13 protein-coding genes are annotated in these 15,056 nt (G+C 60.1%); 6 read left to right on the top strand and 7 right to left on the bottom strand.

All coding sequences use genetic code 11. The annotated features are described in order from the left end of the window. Nucleotides 1-103 precede the first annotated feature (103 nt). The gene (gene groL / locus AC2T9U_RS09325; protein ID WP_115029322.1) at nucleotides 104-1,735 is read right to left on the bottom strand and encodes a chaperonin GroEL; all 1,632 of its coding nucleotides are present in this window, start codon (nucleotides 1,733-1,735) and stop codon (nucleotides 104-106) included. A 307-nt stretch (nucleotides 1,736-2,042) separates the two neighbouring features. Then, on the bottom strand, nucleotides 2,043-2,639 hold the full coding sequence (locus tag AC2T9U_RS09330) for a LysE/ArgO family amino acid transporter (protein WP_115032367.1): 597 nt from the start codon (nucleotides 2,637-2,639) through the stop codon (nucleotides 2,043-2,045). Between the two features lie 69 nt (nucleotides 2,640-2,708). Here AC2T9U_RS09330 and AC2T9U_RS09335 point away from each other — a divergent pair, with 69 nt between their 5' ends. After that, nucleotides 2,709-3,653: a LysR family transcriptional regulator ArgP gene (locus AC2T9U_RS09335; protein ID WP_493695908.1), complete on the top strand. Its 945-nt coding sequence runs from the start codon at nucleotides 2,709-2,711 to the stop codon at nucleotides 3,651-3,653. Between the two features lie 14 nt (nucleotides 3,654-3,667). Here AC2T9U_RS09335 and AC2T9U_RS09340 read toward each other — a convergent pair whose 3' ends face one another. Continuing rightward, nucleotides 3,668-3,994 carry a DUF3263 domain-containing protein gene (locus AC2T9U_RS09340; protein ID WP_493695909.1) on the bottom strand — a complete coding sequence of 109 codons (327 nt, stop codon included), beginning with the start codon at nucleotides 3,992-3,994 and terminating at the stop codon, nucleotides 3,668-3,670. A 164-nt stretch (nucleotides 3,995-4,158) separates the two neighbouring features. Between AC2T9U_RS09340 and AC2T9U_RS09345 the strand changes: the two genes are divergently transcribed. Further along, complete coding sequence (locus AC2T9U_RS09345; protein ID WP_493695910.1) at nucleotides 4,159-4,848, top strand: uracil-DNA glycosylase; 690 nt, start codon at nucleotides 4,159-4,161, stop codon at nucleotides 4,846-4,848. 9 nt (nucleotides 4,849-4,857) lie between these two features. Here AC2T9U_RS09345 and AC2T9U_RS09350 read toward each other — a convergent pair whose 3' ends face one another. Then, nucleotides 4,858-5,967 carry a threonine aldolase family protein gene (locus AC2T9U_RS09350; protein ID WP_493695911.1) on the bottom strand — a complete coding sequence of 370 codons (1,110 nt, stop codon included), beginning with the start codon at nucleotides 5,965-5,967 and terminating at the stop codon, nucleotides 4,858-4,860. Between the two features lie 132 nt (nucleotides 5,968-6,099). On the opposite strand from AC2T9U_RS09350, the gene cobF reads away from it, so the two are divergent. From cobF to meaB, 4 genes are all read left to right on the top strand, one after another. Then, entirely contained in the window at nucleotides 6,100-6,870 is a 771-nt protein-coding gene (gene cobF, locus AC2T9U_RS09355; protein WP_493695912.1) for a precorrin-6A synthase (deacetylating), read from the top strand. Nucleotides 6,871-7,248: 378 nt separating this feature from the next. Further along, nucleotides 7,249-9,144: a methylmalonyl-CoA mutase family protein gene (locus AC2T9U_RS09360; protein ID WP_341746779.1), complete on the top strand. Its 1,896-nt coding sequence runs from the start codon at nucleotides 7,249-7,251 to the stop codon at nucleotides 9,142-9,144. Continuing rightward, nucleotides 9,141-11,321: a methylmalonyl-CoA mutase gene (gene scpA, locus AC2T9U_RS09365; protein WP_115029314.1), complete on the top strand. Its 2,181-nt coding sequence runs from the start codon at nucleotides 9,141-9,143 to the stop codon at nucleotides 11,319-11,321. Before AC2T9U_RS09360 ends, scpA begins: the two co-directional genes overlap by 4 nt. A 5-nt stretch (nucleotides 11,322-11,326) precedes the next feature. Then, nucleotides 11,327-12,367 carry a methylmalonyl Co-A mutase-associated GTPase MeaB gene (gene meaB, locus AC2T9U_RS09370; RefSeq protein ID WP_115029312.1) on the top strand — a complete coding sequence of 347 codons (1,041 nt, stop codon included), beginning with the start codon at nucleotides 11,327-11,329 and terminating at the stop codon, nucleotides 12,365-12,367. A gap of 20 nt (nucleotides 12,368-12,387) precedes the next feature. On the opposite strand, the gene AC2T9U_RS09375 is transcribed toward meaB, so the two are convergent. The 3 genes from AC2T9U_RS09375 to AC2T9U_RS09385 all read right to left on the bottom strand — a co-directional run bounded on the left by AC2T9U_RS09375 (nucleotide 12,388) and on the right by AC2T9U_RS09385 (nucleotide 15,013). Next, nucleotides 12,388-13,386, bottom strand: a complete 999-nt coding sequence (locus AC2T9U_RS09375; RefSeq protein WP_115029310.1) for an immunity protein CdiI family protein — start codon at nucleotides 13,384-13,386, stop codon at nucleotides 12,388-12,390. Between the two features lie 94 nt (nucleotides 13,387-13,480). Continuing rightward, on the bottom strand, nucleotides 13,481-14,137 hold the full coding sequence (locus AC2T9U_RS09380; protein ID WP_208302963.1) for a PH domain-containing protein: 657 nt from the start codon (nucleotides 14,135-14,137) through the stop codon (nucleotides 13,481-13,483). An 87-nt stretch (nucleotides 14,138-14,224) separates the two neighbouring features. Then, entirely contained in the window at nucleotides 14,225-15,013 is a 789-nt protein-coding gene (locus tag AC2T9U_RS09385) for an NAD-dependent epimerase/dehydratase family protein (protein ID WP_493695913.1), read from the bottom strand. Nucleotides 15,014-15,056: the final 43 nt, after the last annotated feature.

Below are 15,056 nucleotides of genomic sequence, written 5' to 3' on the forward strand. Positions count from 1 at the left end.
CCGTGACATGGCTGGGGCCCATACCTACAAGGTATGGGCCCCAGCCATGTCACTTGGGTCTAGCGCGGGGCTAAGACCTCACGACACGATTGGGTTGGTGGGATCAGAAGCCCATGCCGCCCATGCCATCCATGTCAGGCGCGCCAGCGGCCGGGGCTGCCTTCTCCGGCTTGTCGGCCACGACTGCCTCTGTGGTGAGGAAGAGCGCAGCGATGGATGCTGCGTTCGACAGTGCGGAACGGGTGACCTTGGCCGGGTCGATGATGCCCTCAGCAAGCAGGTCAACGTACTCACCGGAAGCGGCATTCAAGCCCTGGCCTGCAGGAAGGTTGCGCACCTTCTCCACAACAACGCCGCCTTCAAGGCCAGCGTTGACAGCGATCTGCTTCAAGGGAGCCTCGGCAGCAACACGGACGATGTTCGCACCCGTGGCTTCATCGCCTTCCAAAGAAAGCTTGCCGAACGCGGCGTCGGTGGCCTGCAGGAGCGCCACGCCACCACCAGCGACGATACCTTCTTCGACAGCAGCCTTGGCGTTACGCACAGCGTCTTCGATGCGGTGCTTGCGTTCCTTGAGCTCAACCTCGGTAGCGGCGCCAGCCTTGATGACAGCCACGCCACCGGCGAGCTTGGCAAGACGCTCCTGCAGCTTCTCGCGGTCGTAGTCAGAGTCGGAGTTCTCGATCTCAGCGCGGATCTGCTTCACGCGGCCAGCGATCTGGTCTGCGTCGCCGCCACCTTCAACGATGGTGGTTTCGTCTTTGGTGATGACGACCTTGCGCGCACGGCCAAGCTGGTCAAGCTCGGTGTTTTCGAGCTTGAGGCCAACCTCTTCGGAGATGACCTGACCGCCGGTGAGAATGGCGATGTCGGAGAGCATGGCCTTACGGCGGTCCCCGAAGCCGGGAGCCTTGACTGCCACGACGTTGATGATGCCGCGGATCTTGTTCAGCACCAGGGTGGCGAGTGCTTCACCCTCGACGTCTTCAGCGACGATGAGCAGCGGCTTGCCTGCGCCCTTGGCCTTCTCCAGAACCGGGATGAGGTCCTTGATGGAGCCGATCTTGCTGTTGACGATGAGCACGTAAGCGTCCTCTAGGACAGCCTCCATGCGCTCGGTGTCTGTGACGAAGTAGGCAGAGATGTAACCCTTGTCGAAGCGCATACCCTCGGTGAGCTCGAGCTCGAGCCCGAAGGTGTTGGACTCCTCAACAGTGATGACGCCTTCTTTGCCGACCTTGTCCATGGCTTCGGCGATCATCTCACCGATCTGGGCGTCAGCTGCGGAGATGGACGCGGTAGCAGCGATCTGCTCCTTGGTCTCGATCTCCTTGGCCATCGCGAGCAGTTCCTCGGAGACAGCGGCCGTGGCCTTCTCGATACCGCGCTTGAGGGCCATTGGGTTGGCGCCAGCAGCGACGTTGCGCAGGCCTTCCTTCACGAGAGCCTGAGCGAGGACAGTAGCGGTCGTGGTGCCGTCACCAGCAACGTCGTCGGTCTTCTTGGCGACCTCTTTGACGAGCTCTGCACCAATCTTCTCGTACGGGTCTTCGAGTTCGATCTCCTTAGCGATGGATACACCATCGTTAGTGATCGTGGGGGCACCCCACTTCTTCTCGAGGACAACGTTGCGGCCCTTAGGTCCGAGAGTGACCTTGACTGCGTCAGCGAGCTGGTTCATGCCCCGCTCGAGTCCGCGGCGCGCTTCTTCGTCGTAGGAAATGATCTTGGCCATGTTCGGTGGTTCCTCCCACACGAGCGGTTCTGAGTGGACCGGGCGGCGCCCGCGACGGACGACTCTTACCTTCTCTGACGCCGTTTCGTAAGAGAAGGGCCTGAGCCTCACCGAGCCGGTCCTTCGTTCATTCCCCTCTGCACCGTCGGGCGACTCTGGGAGCCACCGCTGTGCGGAGCTCTTATCACTCGGACGATGAGAGTGCTAACTCCATGATTAGCACTCGACCCCTGCGAGTGCAAACGGTGAACGTCGATAAAAAAACGCGCCGCCAGCCTTAACTAGCGACTCCACCGCCGCTCATCCCTCACCCCAACACCAAGCGCACACCCAGCCCAATCATGAGCACACCGATAGCAACGTCAATCATCTGCCACAAGCGCCGATTATGGGCATAGCGCCCCAGCATCTGAGCCCCGTAGCCCAACACAGCAAACCAAAAAACGCTCGCCACAATCGCACCTACCCCGAACAGCCACTTACCCTCGGCCCCATGGGCGTTAGCAATAGAGCCCAACATGAGAATGTCCAAGTACGCGTGCGGGTTGAGCCAGCAGATAGCCATCGTGGTCCACACCATTGCCATCGCCCCCCGAGCGCCCTCATTAGCAGCAACCAAGCCACTAGAAGCACGCGCTGCCAACAGAGAACGCACACCGAACGCCACCAAATATGCGGCCCCCAGCCAGGTAACCACCGTCACCAACCCCGGGGTACTGCTCACCAAAGCACCAACCCCAGCCACTCCCGCAGCAATAAGCAGCGAGTCAGACACCATGCAAATAACCGTCACAAGCGTGACGTGACGACGCGTCAGTCCAGTACGCAACAAGAAAGCGTTCTGGGCTCCAATAGGCAAGATGAGAGCAAGGCCAGTGAAGAAACCAGTAAGAGCAAGCGGCATGAACCCAAGGTATGCAGCAGGTGAGATAAAGAAAAACAAGTTTTTCTTCAGAAACTTTAGAGTTACTTCATGAGGCTCGACCTGGACCGACTCAACACACTCATTGCCATCCTCGAAGAAGGCGCATTTGACGCCGCCGCACACACGCTCGGCATCACCCCCTCAGCTGTCAGCCAGCGCATCCGAGCCCTGGAATCCGACGTCGGCCACATCCTCATCATCCGATCCACCCCATGCACCGCCACCCCCGCCGGGCACGTACTCGTCCGCCTCGCCCGCCAAATGCGCCTGCTCGAAGCCGAAGCACTCGCCACACTCCACGAAGACACCGGCAAACCCACCGAACTATCACTAGCCGTCAACGCCGACTCCCTCGCCACCTGGCTCATCCCAGCCATGCACGACATCGCCCACCTGGACATACTTCTGCACCTAACCATCGCCAACGAAGAAGTGACCTCCGAACTCCTACGCACCGGCGATGCCCTCGGCGCAGTCACCAGCGACCCCACCCCCGTCCAAGGCTGCTCTACCACCCCCCTAGGAGCCATGCGCTACATCCCCGTAGCCACCCCAACCATCGTTGAACGCCACACCACACGAAACGGCTTCGACTGGAACTCAGCACCATCCATCCGCTACGACGCCGACGACCGCCTCCAAATACGCGTCATCGAAAGCCAAGGAATCACCCCCACCACCCGCCACCACGCTCACGTCATCCCTTCAGCCGAAGGATTCGCTGCCGCCATACGAGCCGGACTCGGTTGGGGAGTCCTGCCCGCAGCCCTGCTTGACGACGACATCGAACGCGGCCACCTCATCCAACTACCCGCCCACAACCAAGACGTCCCACTCTACTGGCAACGACGCCGCATAACCTCCGGCATCCTCGACAGCATCGGCGCCATCCTCGAACGCACAGCCGCACAACACCTGATCCCCCTCACCACAACCACCCCTCTCTCAGGCCGCCAAGGACGCCTACCGCCCTTATCCCCCTCCGGCTCATAACCGCCTCAACACGCTCAACTCACCAAACGCCGCACCGCACGAGAACGCGCCCGCCCCTGCCTCATCCGCTGCAACCGCTTGACCAAAACAGGGTCAAACTCCATCGCTGCCGGCAAATCCACGACAGCATTCAGCCACTGGTAATACCGCGTCGGCGTCACACCAAAAACTGCACGCATCTCCTGCTCTTTCCCCCCCAAACCCACCGCTCCTGACCAGCGACGCTCAAATATCAACAACTCCCGCTGCGCCGAGGACAGCCCCTCCACCACCGGCACAACAGAGTCAACCTCACCGTCAAAACACTCTTCATCACGCGTTCCATCGCAACGTTCATCCATGCCCAGCACGATGCCCAAAGATCCCCTCCTTCGCGAAACCGTGGGCCTACCCGACCCCCGGCACGAGCGCTCACTCTGGCAGCCCCCACCGACAAAGTCACCCCACCAGCCACCCCCAAAACCAAAGCCACAAACACCCCCACACACGTCGATAGGGTGAAACCGTGTCCGCACCAAAACCTCTCACCGAGCTCGTCCACCCCACCTGGGCCAATGCCCTCGCGCCCGTCGCAGACGAAGTCACCCGAATGGGCACCTTTTTGCGCGAAGAACTCGCCGCCGGACACACCTACTTACCTGCCGGAAAACACATCCTCCGCGCCTTCGAACGACCACTGCATGACACCCGCGTCCTCATCGTGGGACAAGACCCCTACCCCACCCCCGGACACGCCATCGGCCTATCCTTCTCCGTTGCCCCCGACGTACATCCCATCCCCAGAAGCCTCACCAACATCTACAAAGAACTCAGCGAAGACCTCAACATCCCCACCCCACGCAACGGCGATCTCACCCCCTGGGCAGACCGAGGCGTCATGCTCCTCAACCGCGTCCTGACCGTGCGTCCCGGCGCCCCCGCCAGCCACCGCGGCAGAGGCTGGGAAATCATTACCGAAACCGCGATACGTGCCCTCGCCGCCTCTCACACACACGGACAACCACTAGTCGCCATACTGTGGGGACGCGACGCACGCAACCTCGCGCCCCTCCTAGGCAACATCCCCCGCGTCGAAAGCGCCCACCCCTCCCCCTTATCGGCACGACACGGATTCTTCGGATCACGCCCCTTCTCCCGCACCAACGCGCTCCTCGCCCACCAAGGAGCACACCCCATCGACTGGTCCCTCACCTAAACACCCCACCTATTCGCCAGCTGCCACCGCCGCTGTCAAATCCTCAAGAAACGCATCCACATGCCCCACAGACGTGTCCCAACTCGTCATCAACCGCACCACACCAGCCTGCCTGTCCCAATCACTGAAACCCCACCGACGACGTAGCCGCACATTCACCAACCGCGGCAAAACCGCAAACACAGTATTCGCCTCCACCGGATGCACAAGACGAACCCCAGGAATCCCCCCAAGCCCCTGCGCCAAACGCGACGCAGCATCATTGGCAGCAACGGCGTTACGCACCCACAAATCCCCGCCATACAAAGCCAACAACTGAGCCGACATAAACCGCATCTTTGCCCCGAGCTGCCCCGTGAACTTACGCGTGAACTTCACACTCTGCGAAATCACCGGATCAAGCACCACCAGCGCCTCGACCCCCACAAGACCACTGTTCGTGCCACCAAGCGAAACAGCATCAACCCCCAACTCCACCGTCAAATCAGCCAACCCAACACCCAACGCGACCGCCGCATTCGCCATCCGAGAACCATCCACATGCACCCGCATCCCCATCCCATGCGCGTACTCCACCAACGCCCGCAACTCATCCACCGAATAAACAGTCCCCAGCTCGCTCGCCTGCGAAATAGTCACCAACGTAGGCACCGCCGTATGTTCACCCCGCGCCACCGGGACAACCCGATCAATCGCAGCCGGTGTCAACTTGCCATCTACACAATCGACCGGAATGAGCTTGATACCCGACATCCGCTCCGCAGCCCCACACTCATCCGTATTCACATGCGCCGTCCGCGCACACACAACCGACTCCCACCGGCGCGTCATCTGCTCCAAAGCCACCACATTCGCACCAGTGCCGTTAAATACCGGCACCGTCAACGCACTCGGACCAAAATGACGCTTCATCACATCCTGCAAAGCACGCGTATACGGATCATCCCCATACGCGCGCACATGACCACCATTAGCCAAGGCAATCGCCTCCAACACCTCAGGATGAATCCCAGCGAAGGTGTCACTGCCAAACAAATGCCTGTCCGAATCATGCAGCTTCCTCATCGAATATGGACCACTACCGGACTCGCTCGGCACAAAAGGAAAATGCGATGTCATACCCCCCACTGTGACACCCCAACCCCTGCCCCGAGCACAGCACCAACCTCCAAATGCTTACCGCACCCCACACAAAACCGCCCCCACCCCAGCACTACAGTGACGACCCAAGAGACCACTAAGGAGCCAAACATGTTTCGAATCCACGTCATCGGCGTCGGAGTAGGCGACCCCGCATACGTAACCATGCAAGCGGTGACAGCGATCCGAGACACCGATGTGTTCTTCGAAATCGACAAAGGAGAAACAAAAGCCGACCTCAACGCCGCACGACAAGCAATCCTCGACACCTACGCAGACCCCAACTCATACCGCATCCACTCCATCCCCGAAGCCCCCCGCCACCGCGGCGAAATGCCTCCCGAGGTATACGCAGCCGAAGTGAAACGGTGGCGCGACGCCCGCATGGACCGCATCGCCGAAGCCTTCAAAGAAACACTCACCGAAGAGCGCATCGGCGCATTCCTCGTATGGGGAGACCCAAGCCTGTACGACGGCACCCTCCGCATCCTCGACGACCTCATCGCACGCGGCCTCGAAATCGAATACGACGTCATCCCAGGTATCAGCAGCCTGCACGCACTCACCGCCCGACACGGCACACTACTCAACCGCGTCGCAGGCTGCGTCACCATCACCACCGGCCGACGACTAGCCCAAGAATGGCCCCCCAACTGCGACGACGTCTTCGTCATGCTCGACGCAGGATTCGCTGGCCAAAAATACACCGGCCAAAACATCTACGTGTACTGGGGCGCCTACCTCGGCAGCGAAGACGAACTCCTCATCCACGGCCCACTAGACGACGTCGCAGAAAAAATCGTGACAACCCGCACACAAGCCCGCCACGAAAAAGGGTGGATCATGGACTCCTACCTCCTGCGCCGCGGAACCCTGCTCTAAAAACGCGTGAAAAATCCCACGACACGGCGTGATCATGCTCACCCCCCACACCGCCACAAACGTGAGACTTATCGCACTATCACGCGTATTGCCTGACTAAGGTCCCTTGACCTGCCAGAACATCCTGTCCGACCCCCCTCCTGCGGTCTAGGGTGTGCCATAAGGAACGGTCAGCCCGTCGCGGTGCACACCCACCAAAGCTCCGTGACGTCGAGCCGACCGCACCCGTGCACCCAGGGTGCGGCATCCTCTCGTGCTTGCCCACCGCACACCGACGTGGCAACCGCCATGAAAGGGGAAAGCGTCGTGACGCAGACCGGATCGACACCTGAAGAGACACCGATCGAGGTGCCTCCCCTAGCCGGCGACTTTCCAACCGTGACATTCGACGAGTGGAAAGTCCTCGTAGCCAAAGTCCTCAACCGCGGACGCCCCGAAGACAAACAACTCAGCCCAGACACTTCACTAGATCGACTCCGCCGAACCACAACAGACGGTCTCCACCTAGAGCCGCTGTACTCCATGCCAGAAGGACAAGAAACCGTCCCCGCCACCGGGGTCCCCGGCTTCATGCCCTTTACCCGGGGACGGCAACCACAACGAGACACCACCAGCTGGGACATGCGTGCCTTCCACGATGACCCCGACGCCGACACCTCACGCAGAGAAGTACTCACCGACCTCGAACGGGGCGCCACCTCAATATGGCTCGGTGTAGGTCAAGACGGCATCGCCCCCGAAGACATCGCCACTGTGCTCACAGACGTTGACTTCGCACTCGCCGGAATCCACCTGCAATCCAACGACGACCCCGACACAGCAGCGAAAGCGCTCATCCAAGCCTGGGCAGCAGAAACCGCCAACAACCAAGTATCAGGCGGCCTCGGCATCGACCCATTCGGTCTGGTGGCCCGCCGCGGCGGCAACATCGACACCTCACCGCTAGTCACATGGACCCGCACAACGCTGGACTCCTACCCAAACGTCATCCCAGTAACAATCGATGTTCGCCCCTACCACGACGCCGGCGCAGGAACAGCCGAAGAACTGGCCTTCGCAGTGGCAACCGGTGTGGAGTATCTACGAATTCTCGACGAAGCAGACATACCTCCAGCAGACGTATTCGACCGCATCGAATTTCGCCTAGTCGCAACAGACGTGCAGTTCACCTCACTTGCCAAACTGCGCGCGCTACGCCGCATGTGGGCACGCATCGGCGAAGTCCTCGACATACCTGAAGACAAGCGCGGCGCCCGCACCCATGCAGTCACCTCCGAACGGATGATGGCCCGCCACGACCCGTACGTGAACATGCTCCGCGGCACAATCGCCGCGTTCTCAGCCGCCGCCGGTAACGCCGACGCTGTAACAGTCTTTCCCTTCGACCATGTCCTCGGGCTACCAACATCGTTCTCGCGCCGCATCAGCCGCAACACCCAAGTCATTCTCAACGAAGAATCTCACCTGGGGCGGGTAGCTGACCCAGGCGGCGGCTCCTTCTATGTGGAATCACTCACAGAACAGATCGCCACAAAAGCGTGGACACTATTCACTCAAATTGAGTCCTCCGGAGGAATGCGCGCTGCTCTCGAAGACGGACGCATCCACGAAATCGTGGCAGATAACCTCGCCACCCGAGATGCCCGTTTAGCAGACCGCAGCCAACCTTTGACCGGTGTCAGCGAGTTCCCGAACTTGGAAGAACCCATCGTGGAACGCACCCCGCGAGCACCATTAACCCGAATCGAAGGCGACGTCGCACCATTCATGCCACGCCGTGACGCGGTTGTTTTCGAACGGCTTCGGGCTCGCGCATTCGCCACCCCCAACCGGCCCACCGCGCTCCTGCTAGGACTTGGCACCCGGCGCGACTTCGGTGGCAGGGAAGGGTTTACCCTGCCATTCCTAGCCGCTGGCGGTATCAAAGGTGACCTTGTAGAAGTTCTCTCCGCAGAAGAAATACCCACCAAAGTCGCCGACCATCACAGCAAAGTCGCCGTCATCTGCTCTTCCCCCAAAGTGAACGGAACATGGGGCGCCGAAGCAGCCAAAGCACTGCGCGAGGCAGGAGTCGAACACATCTACCTAGCTGGCAAAGCCAAAGAACTCGGTGAGGGCGCAGCAGCCATCGATGGTTCCTTTGCCATGGGAAGCAACGTCGTCGAGATCACCTCAACCATCCTCGACCAACTCGGTGTCCCCGCCCTATCGGACGACAGCGACACTTCACCGGCAACTCCCTCCAGCAATGCGACGCAAGGAGCAGGTGCATGACCGCCATTCCACGCTTCGACTCGGTCCCCCTCGGCGATGCCATACCAGCAGACGATGCCAAAAAGAAATGGGACGAGGCATACGCTGTCTCCCCACGCGAGCGTTGGGAGACCCCCGAACACATTGTCGTCCCTCCTGTATATACGGAAGCTGACTTAGAGGGAGTCGATTTCCTTCACACCTACCCCGGGGCGGCACCATTCCTACGTGGCCCCTACGCCACGATGTACGCCTACCGTCCCTGGACTATTCGGCAATATGCCGGGTTCTCCACCGCAGCAGAGTCCAACGCGTTCTACCGCCGCAACTTGGCTGCTGGTCAAAAAGGGCTATCGATCGCCTTCGACCTAGCCACACACCGTGGCTATGACTCCGACCACCCCCGGGTCTCCGGCGATGTCGGTATGGCTGGCGTGGCCGTCGACTCCATCCTTGACATGCGTCAGCTGTTCGATGGCATTCCGCTGGACCAGATGAGTGTCTCGATGACGATGAACGGCGCCGTGCTGCCGGTCTTGGCGTTGTATGTCGTCGCTGCCGAAGAGCAGGGAGTCAAGCCAGAGCAGTTGGCTGGCACGATCCAAAACGACATTCTTAAAGAATTCATGGTGCGGAACACTTACATCTATCCGCCAACGCCTTCAATGCGAATCATCTCCGACATTTTCGCATTCACCAGCCAAAACATGCCCCGTTTTAACTCGATTTCGATCTCCGGCTACCACATGCAAGAGGCCGGAGCGACAGCGGATATCGAGATGGCATACACCCTCGCTGACGGGATGGAATACATCCGTGCCGGGCAAAACGCGGGATTGGATGTGGATGCGTTCGCACCTCGCCTGTCGTTCTTCTGGGCGATCGGCATGAACTTCTTTATGGAAGTTGCGAAGATGCGTGCGGCCCGGCTGCTGTGGGCTAAAGCGATCAAAGATTTCGGTGCGAAAAACCCCAAATCGATGAGTCTGCGTACACACAGTCAGACCTCTGGTTGGTCATTAACAGCGCAAGACGTCTACAACAATGTTGTTCGTACTTGTATCGAAGCTATGGCTGCCACGCAGGGTCACACACAGTCCTTGCACACTAATGCCCTCGATGAAGCTATCGCTCTGCCGACCGACTTCTCGGCTCGTATTGCCCGAAACACTCAGCTGCTCATTCAGCAAGAGTCCGAGACGACGGCTGTAGTGGATCCGTGGGCAGGGTCGGCATACGTGGATGCTCTCACGCGTGATTTGGCTGGCCGGGCATGGGCACACATTCAAGAGGTGGAGGCTGCAGGTGGCATGACCAAAGCCATCGAAGCTGGCATCCCGAAGATGCGTATCGAGGAGGCTGCGGCACGTACGCAGGCTCGTATCGACTCTGGTGTGCAGCCGGTTATCGGTGTGAATAAGTACCGTGTCACCGGGCGCGAGGAGATCGAGGTCCTCAAAGTCGATAACGCGCATGTGCGGCGCGAGCAGATCGAGAAGCTGCGTCGTCTTCGTGAGGAGCGGGATCATCACGAGGTTGAGCGCAAGCTGGAGGCGCTGACGAATGCTGCTGCCTCCGATGCTCAGGACGCCAACCTTTTGGCTCTGTCGATTGATGCGGCAAGAGCGAAGGCAACGGTTGGTGAAATTTCTGAAGCATTGGAGAAGGTCTACGGCCGGTACACGGCTCAGATCCGTACGATCAGTGGCGTGTACCGCGAAGAAGCTGCCCAGACCGATTCTGCTAGCCGTGCGCACGAACTCGTCGAAGAGTTTGAACAGATTGAGGGTCGTCGTCCTCGTATTCTCGTAGCGAAGATGGGGCAGGACGGCCATGACCGTGGTCAGAAAGTGATTTCTACGGCGTTTGCTGACCTTGGCTTCGACGTGGATGTGGGCCCGTTGTTCCAGACTCCTGATGAGGTTGCCCGTCAGGCGGTTGAAGCAGATGTGCATGTCGTGGGAGTGAGCTCATTGGCAGCTGGTCACCTCACTCTCGTGCCGGCGTTGCGTGAGGAGCTGGACAAGCTGGATCGGCCAGACATGATGATCGTTGTTGGTGGGGTGATCCCGGAACAGGATTTCGCGGAGCTGCGTGAGCGCGGTGCTGAGGCGATTTTCCCACCGGGGACTGTTATTCCAGATGCTGCGGTCGAGTTGCTCGAGAAATTGAAGGAACAGGCCAGCGAGGAGGGCTGAAGGTAGTGCGACGAACACCCTCTGTCGAGGAGCTCGTCGAGGGGATTTGTGCGGGCCGGCGTACGACGTTGGCCCGCGCGATCACCTTGGTGGAGTCGAGTAAGCCTGCGCATCAGGCTCAGGCGCGTGAGTTGTTGCGGGCGGTGCGTCCGTACACAGGTTCAGCGATCCGTCTCGGCATTTCGGGTGTTCCTGGGGTGGGCAAGTCGACGTTTATTAATACGTTCGGGTTGTTTTTGATTGATCAAGGCTATCGGGTGGGTGTGGTTGCGGTTGATCCCTCGAGTCAGCGTACGGGTGGGTCGATTTTGGGTGACCGGACGCGGATGGCTGATCTTGCGGTTCGGGAGGAGGCGTTTATTAGGCCTTCGCCTTCGGGTGGTCATTTGGGTGGGGTGGCTCGGGCTACGCGTGAGTCGATGTTGTTGTTGGAGGCTGCTGGGTATGACGTGATCATTGTTGAGACGGTGGGTGTTGGGCAGTCTGAGGTTGCGGTGGCTGACATGGTGGATACGTTTTTGATGTTGTGTTTGGCGCGCACGGGTGATCAGTTGCAAGGGATTAAGCGCGGCATTTTGGAGTTGGCTGACGTCATCACGATGAATAAGTCCGATGGTGATGAGATGAAGGCCAAGCAGGCTGCTCGGGAGTTGTCTGGTGCGTTGCGGTTAATGCGTACTGACCGGTCGATTCCGCCGCCGTTGGTGATGACGAGTTCGGGTTTGACTGGTGTGGGGTTGGAGGACGTGTGGTCTGCGGTGTTGAAGCATCGGGAGCGTTTGGAGAAGTTGGGCCGTTTGGAGGAGCGGCGGGTGCAGCAGCAGCGCGATTGGATGTGGACGATGGCGCAGGAGGAGGTGCGTCAGTTGTTGCGTCGTGGTGAGGGTGTGGCACAGGTGCGTGATGAGGTTGAGGAGGCAGTTTCGGCAGGGACGTTGAGTGCGGTTGAGGGGGCGGCGCGGTTGTTGCAGGCGTTTGCGCAGGATCCGCAGTTGTCTCGGTGGGGTGCTGAGGGTTTGGGCTTGGATGGTTCTGCTGCTGGGTAATGCTGGCTGAGTTGGTGTGTTTAGTTTCTGCGGGGTGGTTGTCGCAGGTGTAGTTCCCATAGGTCGAGTTCGACGAGGTAGTCGGGGCCGAGTTCTTCTGCGATGGCCAGGACGAGGTCTTCTGCTGTTTCGGCGTAGTGGGTGGCTAGGTGGGGTGCTTGCCATCCTGTTTGGGGGTTCATGTGTTGGTGGAATTGTGCGCTCCAGGCTTCGATGCGGGCGTTGATTTCGGAGCTGAAGCTGCCTACGCCGTATTCGGTGACGAAGTCGGCGTCGTCAGCGACCCAAATAGGCCAGTTGAGGCCGTAGTCGTTCATGAGTAGGACGCGTACGGGTTGGCGGGTTTCGGGGGGTTGGACGACGGTGATGCCTGCGCGGCCGAGGTGGCTGAGTTGTACGGTGACGGTGACTGCGCCGCTGACGTCTTTAACGCGGCGCCCGAGCCATTGTCCGAGTGCTTCGTAGTCGGTGATGCGTGCGCGGGGTAACCAGCCTTTGTCTGGGTGCCATTGGGTGTTCCATAGTTCGGCCCAGTCGCGGAGGCGGTCGCTGATGTCATCGGGGACACCGAGGTCTTCAGGTTCGGCGGGTTCGCCGTCGAGCCATACCGGTGAGGTGTGTCCGGTGACGGTGGTGAGCCAGATGCCGGTCATTTCTTCGGCGCAGACGGGGGTGGTGTCTATTTCTTCTGGTTTTTCTGGTTCGTTGTTGGGGTGTGGTTCGGGTTCGTTGGGGTCGGTTTCTGGGGTGCGGGGGGTGAGGTATATCTCGATGGCGGGGGTGGTGGATGGTGGGGTGGGGGTTTCTTCTGTGGGGGTGGGCTGGGGTGGCTGGATGATGGGGGTGGTTTCGCGTAGGAGGTTGAGGGCGCGGAGGAATTCGACTTCGCTGCCTGCTCCGGTGTTGGTGTCTTTTTCGGTGGCGAAGCCTTCGGCCATGACGTCGTAGACGTCGTGGGGGTGGGCGCGGCGGTGTTCGCGCTGTCGTGACCGGTGGAGTGGCGTCTTGTCAGAGTCCATGAGCCCTGCCCTCTTTCGAGTTGACCTGAGTTCATCTTCCCGTATTTAGGTCCGTGGGGGCAGGTACCGACATCCGGTGCGGTGCGTTGGTTGTTTAGTGGGAGGAGAGCTGGGCGATTTTTGCGGCGAGTTCTTCGGAGGTGAGTAGGCCTTTAGCGTGCAGGTCGGCCAGGACTGCCATGAGAACTACTTCGTCGGTGTTGGCGTTTTGGGCGATGATTTCGTCGGCGGTTTGAGGTGTGGGGGTGCTGTTTTGGGTGGTGTTTTCGGTGGGTTTAGGTGTGTCGGGGTGTGCTTTTTGGGCTTCGGTGCGTGGTTCGGGGTGGAAGACGCTTTTGCCGCCGGGGCCGGCGGGGCGGCTGACGCCGAGGATGGCATTGGGGCAGCGAATGAGGATGCCGTCGACGATGCGGTCGGCGTCGCGGCGGCTCATTTTTCGTACGGCGATGCGCCCGGCGTCAGTGAGGATCCCTAGGCCGTCATGGATGCGGGGGGCATAGTCGACGGCTTTGATGTCTGGGAGGTTGACTGCGCGCATGCGGAAGGCGGAGATGTCGTCGCGTAGCGCCATGACGCGTTGGTTGGTGAGGACGAGTACGGCGTTGCCGGAGGCGAATTGGCATCCGACCATGTCTACTACTGTTTCGCCTTCTTCGAGGCTTTCGTGCAGGTCTCGGATGGCCGTACGGGTGCCGAAGGTGACTTCCATACGTGCCAACGCTTCGGCGATGTCACCGCGCAGCTCGTTCATGCTTTCTCATACGGACGAATGCTTGGCGATCTGAGTGTCTTTGGTGAATCAGGTGGAGTTGATTGCTGATAGTTGGCTCTGGGGTGGTTAGGAGCCGATGGGCCAGGTGAGTCGGGTGGTGATGCCGCCTTCGACGGGAGGTTGAGGGTGGGGGTCGTGGTCTTCCCAGGAGTCTTTGGGGCGGTAGCCGAGGTCCAGGAGGGTGTTGGTGGTGTCCCAGCGGCGGTTGTTGTTGTTGGAGATGGCGTAGTAGAGGCCGAAGGTGGTGGTGGTTTCGATGGCGCAGCGGAAGATTTGTTCGGTGTCGTCTGGGGAGAGCCACATGGCGTGGAGGAGGTCTTCGTCGGTGGTGGTGGGGTCTGGCACGGACCACCCGATGCGTAGTGCGATGAAGTCCAGGCCGTATTCGTCGTGGTAGAAGCGCCCGAGGGTTTCACCGAAGATTTTTGAGACGCCGTAGAGGGAGTCGGCGCGTGGGAGGGTGTGGGGACCGGTGGGCCATTGGGAGTAGCGGTCGTACATGCCCAGGGCGTGGTTGGAGGAGGCGTAGACGATGCGGCGTACTGCGCTGTTTCGTGCGGCTTCGAGGATGTTGCGGGTGCCGATGATGTTTGCGTTGAGGACTTCGTCCCAGGTGGATTCTGGGGATGATGCGCCGGCGAGGTGGATGACTGTGTCGATGCCGTTCATGAGGTTGAGGGTTTGGTTGTAGTCGGTGAGGTCGGCTTTGGCGAGGGTGTGTTGTTGTTCGTCGTTTTTGGGGGTGCGGCCGTGTTGGGTGATTTTGTAGTCGGTGCGGAGGCGTTGGGTCAGTAGTAGGCCGATTCCGCCGGTGGCGCCGGTGATGAGCAGGTGTCGAGGGGTGGTGGGGTTCATGGTGTCAGTGTTTCGTGGATGAGTCGGGGTGGCCAGGGCATTT

It is taken from the genome of Dermatophilus sp. B7861-1, from assembly GCF_058996045.1.